Consider the following 14,214-nt stretch of genomic DNA (forward strand, 5'->3'; position numbering starts at 1 on the left):
CTCCCTTCTGTCCGCTCGACTTGCATGTATTAGGCACGCCGCCAGCGTTCGTCCTGAGCCAGGATCAAACTCTCCGAAAAAGTACAAAACCGAAGTTTTGTTTTTCGTCAGCGTTTGACTGACTACCTATGAAGTATCATAGGATTTTTTTATAAAAACTCGAATTAACAGGTACGTTTTGTCTTGTTTAGTTTTCAAAGATCATTTTTTTTCAAAATGGAGCGGGTGATGAGAATCGAACTCACGACATCAGCTTGGAAGGCTGAGGTTTTACCACTAAACTACACCCGCGTGGTTAAATGTTATTGGCGCGCCCGAGAGGAGTCGAACCCCTAACCTTTTGATCCGTAGTCAAACGCTCTATCCAATTGAGCTACGGGCGCTTAATCAGGCGACTTAATTATCTTAACATATCGTTTTTATTAAGTCAACATCTTTTTGAAGTTTGTTTGTCTTATCTGTCTGAGCATCAGTGTTTCAGATGCGTCATCAGCGACGAATAAAAATATACCACGGATCATATAAAAGGGTCAATACATTTTTCTAAAAAAGTTTCATGTTTTTTAAGAAGCGCTCTTTTGTTAGATAAATAGAGTTTCAATCGCCCTAATTTCATTTCTTTCTTCATAATTCTAATGATTCTTAAATAAAATCTTTCTAAATCCAAAGGAGGACAAAACATGGTCACCTAGAATTTTTATTTATTGGAAAATTCTTAATTTTTTCCATGCATTTAAAGGAGGTAGGAGATGATGAAAAAGTTTGTCGCTTTTCAAATCATGATCGCTTTGGTGATAGGAGCTCTTATCGGCCACTTCTTCCCTGATTTCGGAATGGCACTGCGGCCCATTGGGGATGGCTTTATCCGATTGATTAAAATGATTGTAGTCCCTATTGTTTTCTCTACGATTGTCATCGGCGCAGCTGGCAGCGGTGGAATGAAGAAAATGGGCAGTCTCGGATTAAAGACAATCATTTGGTTTGAGGTCATTACGACCATCGTTCTTGGAATCGGACTTTTATTGGCCAACGTGTTAAAGCCAGGCGTTGGACTCGATTTCTCTCAATTAGCTAAGAAAGATATTGGGGAACTCGATGGTTATACTCAAAAGGTCGTCGATTTTAAACAGATGGTTTTAGACATCATTCCAACCAATATCATCGATGTCATGGCTCAGAATGATTTACTAGCAGTGATTTTCTTCGCTATTTTATTCGGTGTAGCCGCAAGCGGCATTGGGAAGGCTTCCGCTCCTGTCCTTACCTTCTTTGAATCAGTAGCACAAATTATGTTTAAGCTCACACAAATGGTCATGGTGACAGCTCCTATTGGAGTTTTAGCATTAATGGCAGCTTCTGTCGGACAATACGGCATTGTTTTACTCATTCCTATGATGAAACTTGTTGGCACTGTATTCTTAGGATTGTTTATTATTCTATTTGTTTTGTTCCCTCTTGTCGCACTGATCTTCCGTTTTAACTACTTCGAAGTGTTGAAAATGATTTGGGATTTGTTTTTGGTTGCCTTCTCTACTACAAGTACAGAAACTGTTCTTCCACAGCTCATGTCACGAATGGAGAAATACGGCTGCCCAAAAAGAATCGTTTCCTTCGTCATCCCGTCAGGTCTTTCTCTTAATTGCGATGGTTCAAGTTTATATTTATCGGTTTCCTGTGTGTTTCTTGCACAAGCGTTTGGTGTCGATATGAGTTTATCACAGCAGCTCCTCATGATGCTTGTCCTTGTTTTAACAAGTAAAGGCATTGCAGCTGTCCCGTCTGGCTCACTTGTTGTTCTTTTGGCAACAGCTCATGCAGTAGGTCTGCCAGCAGAAGGTGTCGCTATTATCGCCGGGGTTGACCGGATTATGGATATGGCTCGAACAGGCGTGAATGTTCCTGGACATGCGGTTGCCTGTATTGTCGTTTCTAAATGGGAAAAAGTATTCCGAGAGTCTGCATGGGAAGTTCCAAAAGCAGGTGAAGAAACAAAAGGAATGTAATGTTTTTTATGAAGGAAAGGGGTCGCCCTTTCCTTTTTTTATGGCAAAAATGTCTGCTTCAGCACGGCTTTACCTTCTTGTTGCAACTGCACCTCCGCATATGCTCCGTTAATGAGGGTCATTTGCGGAGGTACGTGTCCACAATCAATATCGTAAACAATCGGTATGTGTAATTCTTTATGCAATTCTTCATATAGATCCGTATATTCATATCCCTCCACAGGAGTGTCTACTGCACTCCTGCCAAACATGATGCCAGAGCAATGATCAAACCAGCCTGCTAGTTTTAATTGAACAAGAGACCTCTTCATGCTCGCAGCATTTAATTCACAGTTTTCAAAATACCATAGAATGGGTTCACCTTTCAGGTATGTTTCTTGAAAAGCTTTGACATCTCCAAAAGGCGTGCCAGCTAAGTGCCGAATCACATCAATACAGCCACCCATCAGTCTTCCCTTCATCGTCGTCTCTAAGTGATCAACAGTACGCCATGCGGTTGGTTCGGTTAAATGAAAGACATGAATGCTTGGATGGTCATACTGCCATTCCTTTTGATACATATCAGAAGAAAATTGAGTAACGTCCTTTTTCTCTGGAGTGGAAAGTATTTGTTCCCACATAGAAGTCACCTGATCAAGCTCTTCCCCCTGAAGATCCACCAGGTTCGGTCCATGCGCTGTCGCAATGCCTGTGTTTAATGTCAAAGCTAATAGAAGGAGACTTGTATCTGAGTAACCAAGAATCCACTTTTTTTGCATCACTGAGAAATCAAGATGCTCTAACACTTCAATAAGCAGCTGTCCGCCCCATGGCGGGATGATGTGGTCAATCTCATGACAAGTCATCATCCACTGTAACTCATTTGCTCGCTTGATTGCAGGGGCTGATTTCGCTTTTTCCTGCTGCCATACTGTCTCTCCACATATGACTTCATAGCCTCTTTTTTTCATCCGATCGCAAGACAGTTGAAACATCTCATGCAAAGAGGGTTGTACACCTGAGGACGGTGCTGTCACCCCAATCGTTTGTCCTTTTTGCAAAAATGGATACTGGATCATCCTGCTCACCTCCACCTTCTATGAATCTCTCATCTATTCATTGTAAAGAAAATTCCCCTTCTTCAAGGGGAATCTCGTCTTACTCTCTCTGACGCAGGACAGTATATACACCTGCGAAAATACACAAAATCCCAACAAACGAACGTAAGCCCATCTCTTCACCTAGAAGCAGCCATCCAAGGACCGTACCAACGATTGGTTGAAAGAAGAAAAACAGACCACCGCTTGAAGCGTCCATCAGTTGAAGCCCTCTATTCCACAAAAAGAAAGCAAGGGCCGTTGAGATGATACCTAGATACAGAATGCCGCCCCATATTTCCGGTCTTGCCATTTGATGCACATCCAGATGAGGCAAACGAAACAAGACAGGTGGTGTTAATACGATAAAGGCCACAATGATCGCATATGTTGTCGTCACTACTTGAGGATACTTTCCTGGAACTCGTTTCAAAAGAACAGACATGAGCGCCCATGTTAATGCAGCAATAACCAGTGAAAGACCGCCAACAAACTCATCCGTTTGAACAGCGACAGGCCCAATCATCGTCAGCACACCTACTGTAGCAAGCAGAATGGAGACACACTTTCTCATTGTGAAAGATTCTTTTAATAGAAAGAAAGCGAAAAGCACCATAAAAGCAGGTGTGGCCGATGTGATGACGGCACCCATTTGTGCAGACGTATACATTGTGCCAATTTCTTGGGTCACGATCGAAAGAAAGTTGCCAATCAATCCAATCGCCACAATCAGCGGGATATCCTTTTTGTCTAATCGAAAAGAGTAACCCAAACGCCAAATCGTGAACACAAGAACGACTCCAGCTATTGCATATCTCATCCAGACAAGCTCAAGTGGCGGGACCACCGCAACTGTTACTTTGACCACTACATACATACCGCCCCAAATACTAGCAGCTAACGCTAAGTAAAGGGCTCCTATATATTTTTCATTCATTTTTTCCCCTCCGTTACTGGATATATTCACTGCGATATCCACAAACGGAGATCACTCTCCGTTATGGACGGAGGTGATTTGGTACATCATGTTCAAATAAAGGCTTCCATTGCATATCAGTCACCCCAATTGTTTTTATTTTCTGATTACTTTATAACAAAATCTGGTTCACTTCAATCCTTTTTTATCGCCATGTTTCTTCATATAATAGAAGTTCAATAGGATTGACATGATGAATTCGTTTTCTTATAGTAAGTAAAACAATTGATGTTTACACAGAAAAGGAGTAGAGTTCTTTGGATGTTGAAGCTAGGAAACACATTCCCACTGCCGGAAACGAACCGTTTCTTGAGGGAATAAAAGATTGTGTGCCAACCTTGCTTGGTTATATGAGCATTGGGTTTGCCTTTGGAATTGTTGGCATTAGTTCGCAGTTAAGTATATGGGAAATCGCGCTGCTCTCTATCTTTATTTATGCTGGCGCTTCACAGTTTATCATCTGTGCATTACTTGTGACAGGAAGCCCCCTTTCCGCTATTATTTTCACCACGTTCATTGTCAATTTACGGCATTTGTTACTCAGCCTTACGCTTGCCCCCCATTTTACACGCTACTCTGTAAAGCAGAACATCGGGTTTGGTCTTCTGCTTACTGATGAATCCTTTGGCGTAGCGATGAATAAATTAGCACAGCAAGGAAAATTGAATAACAGATGGATGCATGGACTGAATATTACAGCTTATTTATGCTGGATTGCTGCATGTACACTTGGCGGAATATTCGGACACTGGATTTCAAATCCAGAGGCGCTTGGTCTTGATTTTGCCCTATCCGCGATGTTTGCTGCGCTGCTCATTCTTTCTTTACAGACGGTGCCAAAAAATAAGCTCACCCATCGCTTGTCACTTGTTTTATATATGTTTGTTGCGATGTTTGTGCTGCTTCATTTTGTTCCTTCACACGTGGCTGTTTTGTTGGCAACTGTGCTTGTTGCCACTATTGGGGTGGTGACAGATAAATGATTAGTGGTTTTATGTTATGGCTCATTCTTGGCTGTATGATTGTGACCATCATCCCAAGAGTCGTTCCATTTTTATTTGTAAGGAGTATCCAGATGCCAGAAGTGGTGCTCAAATGGTTATCGTTTATCCCCATTTGTATATTTACCGCTTTGATTGCAGAGCATCTTTTCATACATACTACAGCAGGCGTCACCATTCACTGGATGTACCTTGCTGTCTTGGTTCCAACTGTGTTAATCGCTATTTGGACAAAAAGCTTGTCCCTCACCGTTCTAGTAGGCGTCATGCTGATGGGCACAGCTAGATGGCTTTTCTAAAAGAAAAAGCTTAACCGGATGCGGTTAAGCTTTTTGTCATTTTACGATACCGTATATAAAGCCGTCATAGCCTTTTTCGCCAACAGTTTGAATAGCGGTTGCTTCAATTCTCGACTCTTGTTTGAGTAAATCGAAAAATTCACGCGTTCCCTTCACTCGCTCATCTTGATCAGAGGCATGAAGAACTGCTCCATTTCTGACCACATTGTCTGCAATAATGACTGTTCCCTTTTTTGAGAAATGTAACGCCCACTTCAAATATTTCGGGTTGTTTGGTTTGTCTGCATCAATGAAAATCAAATCGAACGGAAGCGTATCCTGCTCTTTTAACTGAGATAAAGTATCTAACGCTTTTCCTTGTAAAATGGTGACACGTTCTGCTAGGCCTGCTCTGTCTATGTTTTGCTGTGCGGTTTCTGCATGATGTCTGACAGCCTCTAATGTCATGAGTTCTCCATCCGCTTCAAGTGCACGGGCAAGCCAAATGGTACTATAACCGCCAAGTGTACCGATTTCTAAAATGCGCTTTGCACCCTTGGTTTTTGCTAACAAATAAAGTAGTTTTCCTTGGGCCGGCGACACATCTATTTCTGGTAACCCGGCTTGCTTATTCTTGATAAGAGTTTGCTCCAATACGTCATCTTTAGCCATCAATTTGTCTTTGATATACTCGTCAACTTTCCCCCATACTTGCTCCAAGTTATCCATCTCCCTTGTTCATGTCTTCTATTTAAATTCTACATGACGGAAGCGAGAATTTATAATCAATTCTTTTCACACACCTATTGATTTTATTGATGAAAGGAATGTGATGATGGATACATGGGGCGAGTGCAAGTATACGCAAACTACTGATTCAGCTTATTTTTCACGTCACCTTTTTTATCTTGAAGCTTTCCTTTTACTTGATCTTTCTTTCCTTCTGCTTTCAGGTTTTGACGATCTGTCGCTTCGCCAAGTTTTTCTTTCACTTGACCTTTGACTTGATTTGTTTTTCCTTTCGCTTTATCCATATGTCCATTTTGTTCACTCATTTGTTCCACCTCCACGTTTGATACTGTTTATTTAGCCTTTTTGCACATGACAAAACATCTGAGTGTGCTGTGTGCGCGTTTCAGGTATGATAGACATAATGGAATGAAAGGTTGGTGGTCTGTTCAATGATCATTTCTGAAAGTACGTTCACTGTACGTGGTGTGACCTATCGTATTCACTCTGCTGCATTAGCAGATGCCAAACAGTTATCAGCTCTCAGACTGAAAATCGATGGTGAAACCGAATATTTAGATCGCGAACCGGGTGAAGCTTTTATTGATGAGAAAGGGTTCGAGGCGTTGATTCAAGAGGATTCCAAGGAATGCCGTCATCTCTTTTTAGTTGCAGATATTGAAGGAGACATTGTCGGTTTTTCAAGATGCGAAGGGCATTCTCTTAAGCGCTCTGCTCACAAAGTAACGTTTGGCGTCGCCGTACAGAAGGCCGCTTGGGGCTATCACATCGGGAAAGAACTTTTAGCTGCATCGATCGACTGGGCAGATCAGCAAGGCATTCAAAAGATGTCACTTCAAGTAATGGAAACCAATCAAAAAGCCATTCGTTTATATGAACACTATGGCTTTGAGATTGAAGGCTTGCTAAAAAAAGATAAACGACTGGCGGACGGCATGTATTATGATACGGTTGTGATGGGCAGGCAGCGACCAGTCTCCTGACCGCTTACATGACATATCCCCAGATCATCGAAATCGCACTATAGATAAGCAGAAGCCCCATGACGAACTGGAACGGCCGCTGATAAAGAGTTAAAAACCGCTTGAATACAGAGCCAAATAAACTCCAGCTAAATGTGCCTAAAAAACCGATGATGGCAAGAATCAGTGTCAATAACATGTATTGCATATTGGACTGTCCATACGGCAGAACAAAAGTGGAAATGACGGTTAATCCATACAAGATGGCTTTCGGATTAATAAATTGCAGCAGCATCCCCGGGATAAAATGATTATAGCGGTCTAGTGTTTCGTCATCTCCGCCTTTACTTTTCATGATTTTGACAGCCAAATAGATCATGTAACTGGCTCCGATGAAAGCCATGACCCAGCCGATTTTCGGCATGACTTGATAAAGAATCATATTGAAGAAACCGCTCAAACACAAAATGACCAAAAATCCGCTCCCAACACCTAAACAAAATCGAAATGTTTGCTTGACCCCATATTTATTCGTAAAGACCATCGCCATGATATTATTCGGTCCAGGGGTAAAGCTGGTAACAAAAGCATAAATCAACATGGAAACAATCAAACTGTTACCTCCTTCTTCATACGTTATTTAGACTTAAAAGTCTTTATTGCGTATATATTACGTTTTATTGTACTATTCAGTCGTTATAAAGTAAATGCAGAAAGGAGTTTTTTTGATGGAGGATGTACAATCGATTATTGCTAGAAATGTAAAACTGCTAAGAGAGCAAAAGAAATTAAGCCTAGAAAAGATGGCTGAGGTAACAAATGTGAGTAAAACGATGATCGGACAAATCGAAAGAGGAGAATCCACACCGACCATCACCACTCTGTGGAAAATCGCCAATGGGTTGAAGGTGTCTTTTAGTGAACTTATTTACGCACCGCAGCCTGAGATTAAGTTTGTGCGAAAAGAAGAAGGACAAGTTTTAACAGAGGACGAGGGAAGGTATCGGGTATATACGACGTTCCCATTTGATGACCTGAGAAAATTTGAAGTCTATCAGGTAGAAATTGATCCTCATGGGTCGTTAAGTGCGGAAGAACATATCGGCGGTACAGAGGAATTGATTACCGTGTTTGAGGGAGCACTTGATTTATCGATCGGTGATGAGCAATACACATTACAAGCTGGCGACTCGATTCGGTTTAAAGCTGACCGTGCCCATGAGTATAAACAATCAGGAGAACAGATGGTACGGATGCAAATGATTCTTTATTATCCCCATTAAAAAAAGCTGACAGGCTTGTCCACCTGTCAGCTTTACATTTTATTTAATTAAATCCTGGATCGCGTACAACCGTTCCAGTAAAGGTAACTCTATATTTTCCTAAACCTAACTCTTCAATTGACGATTGATAGAGAATACCGACCCATCCATCCTTTGCATATGTAATACTTGATGGGATGTTTGAGGTCGTATATGTTCTCGTTTCCGAGACGGTTCGACTTGCTTGTACCGTTACTTCACTGTTTACTTTCCCCTTCGCTTCTACCGGGACAGCGGTGACACCCGCACCCGTTAAAACAATTGCTCCAACCAAAACAGAAGTTATGACCTTTTTCATACAAAAATCCCTCCCTTTTTTTGTTGAACATATTAACCATACCATAATTTAGAACTTTCGTAAGTTATTTTTTCATTTTTTTGAAAATTATGATATGATTGTCTTATGCTGGATAGAGGGTGTTACATACTTCTATGCTTTTATCCTCATCTCGTTTCTAGTGAAACAATTGATAACGGAGGTGATTTCATGAAAAAATGGCTTATCTGTTTTCAACTTGTTTTCCTCTTCACCTTGACGGCCACACCATTTGCTTCTGCTGCTTCATGCCCTACAGTGAAACCATGTGTTATTGATCCTTAAGCATAAGAAAAAGTCGATCAAGCCTATTCCCTTGATCGACTTTTTTGTTATGCTTGTTCGGCTTCCCAGCGGGCAACCTCTTCTCTTACTTTAGGAGCCACTTCTTTTCCAAATAACTCAATAGCTTTCAGCACTTGATCATGCGGCATCGAACCGACCGGTACGTGCAGCATGAAGCGCGTAATGCCTACATTTTTTCGCAGATGAATCACTTTCTCTGCCACGGCATCTGGATCTCCTACATACAATGCACCTTCTAATGTTCTTGCTGCATCGAATGTAGAACGGGTATAAGGTCCCCAGCCTCGTTCTCTTGCTAATGTATTCATGACATGCTGTGTAGAAGGGAAGAATTGATCTGCTGCCAATTCTGTTTCCTCTGCAACAAATCCATGTGAATGGGATGCCACCGTTAATTTCTCAGGGTCATGTCCAGCGTGAATCGCAGCTTGCTTGTAGAGCTGCACGAGCGGTGCGAACTGTCTAGGGCTGCCGCCAATAATGGCAAGGACAAGTGGTAATCCTAATAATCCAGCACGTACGACAGATTCTCTGTTTCCTCCACTGCCAATCCAGATGGGAAGCGGATCTTGAACAGGTCTTGGGTATACGCCGACATCCTGAATGGAAGGACGATGCTTACCGCTCCATGTCACACGCTCTGACTGCTGTAATTTCAATAGTAAATCTAGTTTTTCTTCAAATAATTCTTCATAATCATCTAAGTCATAGCCAAAAAGCGGGAACGATTCAATAAATGATCCACGGCCAGCCATGATCTCTGCACGCCCGTTAGAAAGGCCATCTAATGTCGCAAAATCTTGAAACACACGAACAGGATCTGCCGATGAAAGAACAGTTACGGCACTTGTCAGACGAATATTCTTTGTTTGCGTTGCCGCAGCTGCTAATACGACTGCTGGATTTGATGCGGCGAAATCTTCACGATGATGCTCCCCTACACCAAAAACGTCGAGACCCACTTGATCTGCTAATATAATTTCTTCTACTACTTCACGAATACGCTGTGCGTGGCTGACTGTTTTTCCTGTTTGAAAATCAGGTGTTGTTTCTACAAATGTACTAATTCCTAGTTCCATGAATGGAACCCCCTATCTTATAAATATGTCACAAATTCAGAGACCGGCTTGCGATAGCCTCTCGCTTGTCTGCTCTCTACTTTTTCTTTTCCGAGTGTAATCATTAATACAGGAACCAAATCTGATTCGATGTTTAACACCTTTTTCATTGCTTCGGGGTCAAAGCCGATCATCGGGCAAGTATCCCATCCCTTGTTTTTGGCGGCGAGCATAAATAGCATCGTAGATAATGAAGCATTGCGAATCGCCTCTTCTTTCTGAAAGTCTGATCCTCTCTGCTCATAAAAACTCATCGTCTCTCTGACCATTTCCTCATATTGTTGCGCATTTAAGATGCCGAGCATTTTTAGGCCTTCATAAATGTTTCCTGCTTGCTCATAAGCTTTCGGATCGCCGAGCACAATGATCGCTGCTGAAGCGGATTGCACCTTATATTGTCCAAATGCAGCATCTCTTACCTGCTCTTTAAGCGCTTCTGATTGAACGACGACATATTGCGTATGCTGTAAATTAAAGGCTGAAGGTGCCAGCTTCACTTCTTCAAAGATACTATTAAGCTCTTCTCTCGAAATCGAGATATTCGGCAAAAAATTTGATGCTGATCGTCTTTCACGTACCAATGTATCAAAGCTGTGTGTCATCTTGTTTCCCCTTTTCGTGAAGTTGTTTTGCACCTAAACCGATTTTTTTCAACCATTCAATGAGCTGCTCTTTTTCCTCTGTTTCGATAAAGGACAGATTTTGTGAAATGACATCTGTATGTTTTGGAAAAATATCGTCAAATAGCTGCTTCCCTTTATCTGTCAGTAATACATGGAATACACGTTTATCAGAAGGTGCACATTGTCTTTTGACTAATTCTTGTTTTTCTAATTTGTTGACCACATAGGTGATGCTCCCACTTGGAATGGATAAAATCTCACTAATTTTTTGAACGGGATGTGGTCCCTTACTATACAGTAATTCAAGAATTTGAAAGTTTTCAAATCCGATATCATAACGTTCAATGTCTTTTTGGATATTTGCAAAAAGGGCATGATAGGCTTTCATCCATACTCGGAAAAGCCTTAAGTCTAATTCCTGTTCTTGCTGCACCATGGCAACTACTCCTTTTTCAATAAATCCTAAAACTAGGATAAATTTATCCTAACACTAGGATATTTTCTTGTCAACGTGTTTGTTTGATTAAAAAAAAGACCCCTGTGATTCAGTGATCTTCTTTTAACACAAAGTGCATTTCAGCAATTTGCTTGTATTGATTCACTTGTTGTAATGAAAATCTAGATTCCTGTTCAGTTGGAGGGAAAAGAGGGATTCCTTTTCCAATCATGACAGGTGCGATTTGGAGATACAGCTCATCGACTAATCTTTCTTTTAATAATGCTTGAAGCAGTTCCCCGCCTCCTACTATCCAGATATGCTGCCCCTTTTCATTTTTTAAGTTGTGGATAAACGAGAGAACATCTTCACGAATGATACGGGTTCCTGTATGACTGTCTTGTAAAGTGCGAGAAACGATATAACATGTCTTGTCTTCATAAGGAAACTCATCAGGTGAAAGTTTGAGAACCTGCTCATATGTGTTCCGTCCCATGATCAGCGTATCGACTGATGCATAAAATTCCTCATATCTCGTATCCTCTTCGCCCTCTGTGCCTATGAGCCAATCTAAACGGTGATCATCCCTTGCTAAATATCCATCAATGCTCATTGCCCCATAAAATAGTAATTTCCTTTTCAATCTCACCACTCCCCGCCTGAAATAAGAACGTATATTCCCATTTTAACAGAAAGAATAGAAAAATGATATATGATCAATTCGTTTCTTACGATTCCTGTTCTACCTTCATAAGAAGCTTGTACAAGATGTGCGCAAGCTGCCCCGCTTCGACTGTCATCCCTTCATGAATCCATTCCTCCAGTACACCAACAACACCAGACACAACAAATGAAGCCTCAATCTGTTCACGTTCCGTAATTTGACGCTGATCAAGTTGCCACTCTTTCATGATTTTTTCTTTAAAAAACGCTTTAAATTGATTCGTCGTTGGGCTATTCGGTTTGACAAATAACGTCATCATGAATTGTTTTTCTTTTAAATACTCAGTTGTTTTGTTTAAAAAGGACAGCATATCAAGCGGGTCCTGGCTTGGAAACGATTCATCGTACAGTCCGCCAAGCTGATGAAATAGTTCCTTCTCAAGCTGTTCATGCAAATCAAATACATCTTGGTAGTGCAAATAAAAGGTCCCTCTACCTAAATCCGCTCTTCTAGATAGCTCTGATACTGTAATTTGCTGAACATCTTTTTCCTTTAAAAGCTCAAGAAAGCTTTCCCGTATCGCCTTTTTGGTTTTGATTGTTCGTCTGTCCTTCATCAAACACCCTCCATTTTTGAACAATCTGGCTATACCTGTCTATTTATGAACAAGAGATCATTCATTGCCGATGTTCGGTTTATTTTCCTCTTATTATAATGGACACATGTTCAATAATCTATATCTGTTCAAAAAAGGAGGACCATCATATGCTTCAATTCAGACTTGCTAGAGAGGATGAACTGCCTCAAGTGGCAGCGTTGTTAGATGATTCATTTCAGAACTATTCATTTTTTGATTTATTATGCGAAAAGGTGACCAAGCGTTCTGCTTTCGCCCGTCAGCTGCATTTGATCAATACAAAGGTATATTTTCAGCATCAAATCTGTTTGGTCGGGGTTGAGAACGAGAAAATTGTGTCTGCCGCCCTGTTAAAACATCCCCGTCTTCCTGAACCAGGACTCATGGATTATGTGTTATCTGGTGGGTTAAAGCTACTCTTTACTGGCGGCATATCGGCGATTCAGCATGTGTTCCGTATGTTAAAGGAGGCAAAAAAAGCGTGTTCTTCCTTAAAGAAACCTTACTGGTATTTAGAAGCTCTTGTCGTTGCAAAAGACCAACAAGGAAAAAAACTTGGAAGCCGTATGCTAAAGCAATGTCTTTTCCCCTTTATCGCCCGGCAAGGCGGCGGACTGTTCACACTGATTACACACAACGAGGCCAATCGTCATTTCTATCGAAAAAATGGGTGGACGGAGTTTGATGAGAGAGTACTGCACGGAGAAAACATGTCCCTAGAAAGCTGGAGTTATAAAACCGTGATCAAATAAGGTATCTTCTTCAAGGGATGATATAATAGAAACAGTTCAAACAATGATCATACTTGGAGGAGAGACTGATGATACGACGACTTGATCATATCGTGTTGACTGTACAACATATGGAGGAAACCATTCGCTTTTATACAAACGTATTAGGAATGAAGGAAGAAACTTTTGGAGAAGGCCGTAAAGCCCTTCGTTTTGGCTTACAAAAGATCAACCTTCATGAAGCGGGTCATGAATTTGAACCAAAAGCTGCTCATCCCAAGCCTGGATCTGCTGACTTGTGTTTTATCACCGATTTAGATATAGACAGTTTATTGCTTCATCTTCGAAAGCAGGTTGTTCCAATTGAAGAAGGTCCGGTCAGACGTTCTGGTGCATTAGGTCCGATTGAATCCATTTATATCCGTGATCCTGATATGAACTTAATTGAAATCTCCCGATATATAGAGGAGGCTGATCCATCATGACTCGATTATTCTTGAGACCGATTGAAGAAAAAGATTATCCTGGTATTCATAGAGGATGCCAGCATGCAGAAACACTTTATATGACTGGCACACGCAAAACGTTCACACTAGAAGAAATTCGTTCAGCCTATACCCGTTTTCTGCAGGATGACAGTAGACGAGACTTTGCTATTTGTCTGCTAGACACGAAAGAAATGATTGGGGATGCGGCGATTGTGGATATTGATCCGATAAACCATACGGCAAGTTTCCGCATTGCGCTGCATGGTCCAGAGCATTTTCACAAAGGGTATGGCACTGAGGCTGTTCGGATGGTTCAAACATTTGCCTTTGAGACGTTAGAACTCAATCGGCTTGAGCTTGAAGTTTTTTCCCATAACCCACGAGCCTTTCGAAGCTATGAGAAAGCCGGATTTCAATATGAAGGAAAAAGACGTCAAGCGCTCTATTTCAACGGTGCTTATTCGGATGTCATCATGATGGGCATCCTTCGTGAGGAATACGATAGAATCAAATCATAAAGATGTCCC

At 41.3% G+C, this 14,214-nt stretch carries 19 protein-coding genes, 2 tRNA genes and 1 rRNA gene; 8 read left to right on the forward strand and 14 right to left on the reverse strand.

Going from position 1 to position 14,214, the window contains the following annotated elements:
• From ES896_RS12750 to ES896_RS12760, 3 genes are all read right to left on the reverse strand, one after another.
• A 16S ribosomal RNA gene (locus ES896_RS12750) occupies positions 1-80 on the reverse strand; the annotation flags it as partial.
• A gap of 137 nt (positions 81-217) precedes the next feature.
• Positions 218-291, reverse strand: a tRNA-Gly gene (locus ES896_RS12755).
• Positions 292-306: 15 nt separating this feature from the next.
• A tRNA-Arg gene (locus ES896_RS12760) sits at positions 307-383 on the reverse strand.
• Positions 384-752: 369 nt separating this feature from the next.
• On the opposite strand from ES896_RS12760, the gene gltP reads away from it, so the two are divergent.
• Complete coding sequence (gltP, locus tag ES896_RS12765; protein ID WP_024719154.1) at positions 753-2,003, forward strand: glutamate-aspartate/proton symporter GltP; 1,251 nt, start codon at positions 753-755, stop codon at positions 2,001-2,003.
• A gap of 38 nt (positions 2,004-2,041) precedes the next feature.
• Here gltP and ES896_RS12770 read toward each other — a convergent pair whose 3' ends face one another.
• A complete protein-coding gene (locus ES896_RS12770) occupies positions 2,042-3,061 on the reverse strand; it encodes a S66 family peptidase (RefSeq protein WP_135226855.1) in 1,020 nt (339 codons plus the stop codon).
• 79 nt (positions 3,062-3,140) lie between these two features.
• Positions 3,141-4,016 (reverse strand): DMT family transporter, encoded by an 876-nt coding sequence (locus ES896_RS12775; RefSeq protein ID WP_046526821.1) that lies wholly within the window; start codon positions 4,014-4,016, stop codon positions 3,141-3,143.
• Positions 4,017-4,312: 296 nt separating this feature from the next.
• Here ES896_RS12775 and ES896_RS12780 point away from each other — a divergent pair, with 296 nt between their 5' ends.
• On the forward strand, positions 4,313-5,038 hold the full coding sequence (locus ES896_RS12780) for an AzlC family ABC transporter permease (RefSeq protein ID WP_007496390.1): 726 nt from the start codon (positions 4,313-4,315) through the stop codon (positions 5,036-5,038).
• Positions 5,035-5,355 carry an AzlD domain-containing protein gene (locus ES896_RS12785; RefSeq protein ID WP_035390312.1) on the forward strand — a complete coding sequence of 107 codons (321 nt, stop codon included), beginning with the start codon at positions 5,035-5,037 and terminating at the stop codon, positions 5,353-5,355. Before ES896_RS12780 ends, ES896_RS12785 begins: the two co-directional genes overlap by 4 nt.
• 36 nt (positions 5,356-5,391) lie before the next feature.
• Here the strand turns inward: ES896_RS12785 and ES896_RS12790 are convergent, their stop codons facing one another.
• Both ES896_RS12790 and ES896_RS12795 read right to left on the reverse strand, forming a co-directional pair.
• Positions 5,392-6,054 (reverse strand): O-methyltransferase, encoded by a 663-nt coding sequence (locus ES896_RS12790; protein WP_081038914.1) that lies wholly within the window; start codon positions 6,052-6,054, stop codon positions 5,392-5,394.
• A 149-nt stretch (positions 6,055-6,203) separates the two neighbouring features.
• Positions 6,204-6,389, reverse strand: a complete 186-nt coding sequence (locus tag ES896_RS12795) for a CsbD family protein (protein ID WP_035390316.1) — start codon at positions 6,387-6,389, stop codon at positions 6,204-6,206.
• 126 nt (positions 6,390-6,515) lie between these two features.
• Between ES896_RS12795 and ES896_RS12800 the strand changes: the two genes are divergently transcribed.
• Positions 6,516-7,067 (forward strand): GNAT family N-acetyltransferase, encoded by a 552-nt coding sequence (locus tag ES896_RS12800; RefSeq protein ID WP_035390318.1) that lies wholly within the window; start codon positions 6,516-6,518, stop codon positions 7,065-7,067.
• A gap of 4 nt (positions 7,068-7,071) precedes the next feature.
• Here the strand turns inward: ES896_RS12800 and ES896_RS12805 are convergent, their stop codons facing one another.
• Complete coding sequence (locus tag ES896_RS12805; RefSeq protein ID WP_035390320.1) at positions 7,072-7,659, reverse strand: LysE family transporter; 588 nt, start codon at positions 7,657-7,659, stop codon at positions 7,072-7,074.
• 115 nt (positions 7,660-7,774) lie between these two features.
• Here ES896_RS12805 and ES896_RS12810 point away from each other — a divergent pair, with 115 nt between their 5' ends.
• Entirely contained in the window at positions 7,775-8,329 is a 555-nt protein-coding gene (locus tag ES896_RS12810) for a helix-turn-helix domain-containing protein (protein ID WP_035390323.1), read from the forward strand.
• A gap of 43 nt (positions 8,330-8,372) precedes the next feature.
• Here the strand turns inward: ES896_RS12810 and ES896_RS12815 are convergent, their stop codons facing one another.
• From ES896_RS12815 to ES896_RS12840, 6 genes are all read right to left on the reverse strand, one after another.
• On the reverse strand, positions 8,373-8,666 hold the full coding sequence (locus ES896_RS12815; RefSeq protein ID WP_008346693.1) for a hypothetical protein: 294 nt from the start codon (positions 8,664-8,666) through the stop codon (positions 8,373-8,375).
• A 350-nt stretch (positions 8,667-9,016) separates the two neighbouring features.
• A complete protein-coding gene (locus ES896_RS12820; RefSeq protein ID WP_024719164.1) occupies positions 9,017-10,069 on the reverse strand; it encodes an LLM class flavin-dependent oxidoreductase in 1,053 nt (350 codons plus the stop codon).
• Between the two features lie 17 nt (positions 10,070-10,086).
• A complete protein-coding gene (locus ES896_RS12825) occupies positions 10,087-10,710 on the reverse strand; it encodes a nitroreductase family protein (RefSeq protein ID WP_058214392.1) in 624 nt (207 codons plus the stop codon).
• Complete coding sequence (locus tag ES896_RS12830; protein WP_017358433.1) at positions 10,694-11,167, reverse strand: MarR family winged helix-turn-helix transcriptional regulator; 474 nt, start codon at positions 11,165-11,167, stop codon at positions 10,694-10,696. Before ES896_RS12830 ends, ES896_RS12825 begins: the two co-directional genes overlap by 17 nt.
• A gap of 109 nt (positions 11,168-11,276) precedes the next feature.
• Positions 11,277-11,780, reverse strand: coding sequence for a dihydrofolate reductase family protein (locus ES896_RS12835; RefSeq protein ID WP_050805661.1), 504 nt, complete (start codon positions 11,778-11,780; stop codon positions 11,277-11,279).
• A gap of 115 nt (positions 11,781-11,895) precedes the next feature.
• A complete protein-coding gene (locus tag ES896_RS12840) occupies positions 11,896-12,447 on the reverse strand; it encodes a TetR/AcrR family transcriptional regulator (protein WP_008346703.1) in 552 nt (183 codons plus the stop codon).
• 149 nt (positions 12,448-12,596) lie between these two features.
• Here ES896_RS12840 and ES896_RS12845 point away from each other — a divergent pair, with 149 nt between their 5' ends.
• From ES896_RS12845 to ES896_RS12855, 3 genes are all read left to right on the forward strand, one after another.
• Positions 12,597-13,220 carry a GNAT family N-acetyltransferase gene (locus ES896_RS12845; protein WP_008346706.1) on the forward strand — a complete coding sequence of 208 codons (624 nt, stop codon included), beginning with the start codon at positions 12,597-12,599 and terminating at the stop codon, positions 13,218-13,220.
• Positions 13,221-13,288: 68 nt separating this feature from the next.
• A complete protein-coding gene (locus ES896_RS12850) occupies positions 13,289-13,684 on the forward strand; it encodes a VOC family protein (protein ID WP_017358436.1) in 396 nt (131 codons plus the stop codon).
• The gene (locus tag ES896_RS12855; protein WP_008346711.1) at positions 13,681-14,205 is read left to right on the forward strand and encodes a GNAT family N-acetyltransferase; all 525 of its coding nucleotides are present in this window, start codon (positions 13,681-13,683) and stop codon (positions 14,203-14,205) included. The genes ES896_RS12850 and ES896_RS12855 overlap by 4 nt, the downstream gene beginning before the upstream one ends.
• Positions 14,206-14,214 lie beyond the last annotated feature (9 nt).

Source organism: Bacillus sp. 005/A4HT-01/001 (assembly GCF_004634445.1).
Lineage (GTDB): Bacteria > Bacillota > Bacilli > Bacillales > Bacillaceae > Bacillus > Bacillus altitudinis.

What these genes read in the sequence shown, in the direction of transcription:
- ES896_RS12785 (WP_035390312.1), top strand. Translation starts at nt 5,035, where the DNA reads ATGATTAGTGGTTTTATGTTATGGCTCATTCTTGGCTGTATGATTGTG.
- ES896_RS12825 (WP_058214392.1), bottom strand. Translation starts at nt 10,710, where the DNA reads ATGACACACAGCTTTGATACATTGGTACGTGAAAGACGATCAGCATCA.
- ES896_RS12830 (WP_017358433.1), bottom strand. Translation starts at nt 11,167, where the DNA reads ATGGTGCAGCAAGAACAGGAATTAGACTTAAGGCTTTTCCGAGTATGG.
- ES896_RS12845 (WP_008346706.1), top strand. Translation starts at nt 12,597, where the DNA reads ATGCTTCAATTCAGACTTGCTAGAGAGGATGAACTGCCTCAAGTGGCA.
- ES896_RS12855 (WP_008346711.1), top strand. Translation starts at nt 13,681, where the DNA reads ATGACTCGATTATTCTTGAGACCGATTGAAGAAAAAGATTATCCTGGT.
- ES896_RS12850 (WP_017358436.1), top strand. Translation starts at nt 13,289, where the DNA reads ATGATACGACGACTTGATCATATCGTGTTGACTGTACAACATATGGAG.
- ES896_RS12770 (WP_135226855.1), bottom strand. Translation starts at nt 3,061, where the DNA reads ATGATCCAGTATCCATTTTTGCAAAAAGGACAAACGATTGGGGTGACA.
- ES896_RS12795 (WP_035390316.1), bottom strand. Translation starts at nt 6,389, where the DNA reads ATGAGTGAACAAAATGGACATATGGATAAAGCGAAAGGAAAAACAAAT.
- ES896_RS12840 (WP_008346703.1), bottom strand. Translation starts at nt 12,447, where the DNA reads ATGAAGGACAGACGAACAATCAAAACCAAAAAGGCGATACGGGAAAGC.
- ES896_RS12815 (WP_008346693.1), bottom strand. Translation starts at nt 8,666, where the DNA reads ATGAAAAAGGTCATAACTTCTGTTTTGGTTGGAGCAATTGTTTTAACG.
- ES896_RS12810 (WP_035390323.1), top strand. Translation starts at nt 7,775, where the DNA reads ATGGAGGATGTACAATCGATTATTGCTAGAAATGTAAAACTGCTAAGA.
- ES896_RS12800 (WP_035390318.1), top strand. Translation starts at nt 6,516, where the DNA reads ATGATCATTTCTGAAAGTACGTTCACTGTACGTGGTGTGACCTATCGT.
- ES896_RS12775 (WP_046526821.1), bottom strand. Translation starts at nt 4,016, where the DNA reads ATGAATGAAAAATATATAGGAGCCCTTTACTTAGCGTTAGCTGCTAGT.
- ES896_RS12835 (WP_050805661.1), bottom strand. Translation starts at nt 11,780, where the DNA reads ATGAGCATTGATGGATATTTAGCAAGGGATGATCACCGTTTAGATTGG.
- gltP (WP_024719154.1), top strand. Translation starts at nt 753, where the DNA reads ATGAAAAAGTTTGTCGCTTTTCAAATCATGATCGCTTTGGTGATAGGA.
- ES896_RS12820 (WP_024719164.1), bottom strand. Translation starts at nt 10,069, where the DNA reads ATGGAACTAGGAATTAGTACATTTGTAGAAACAACACCTGATTTTCAA.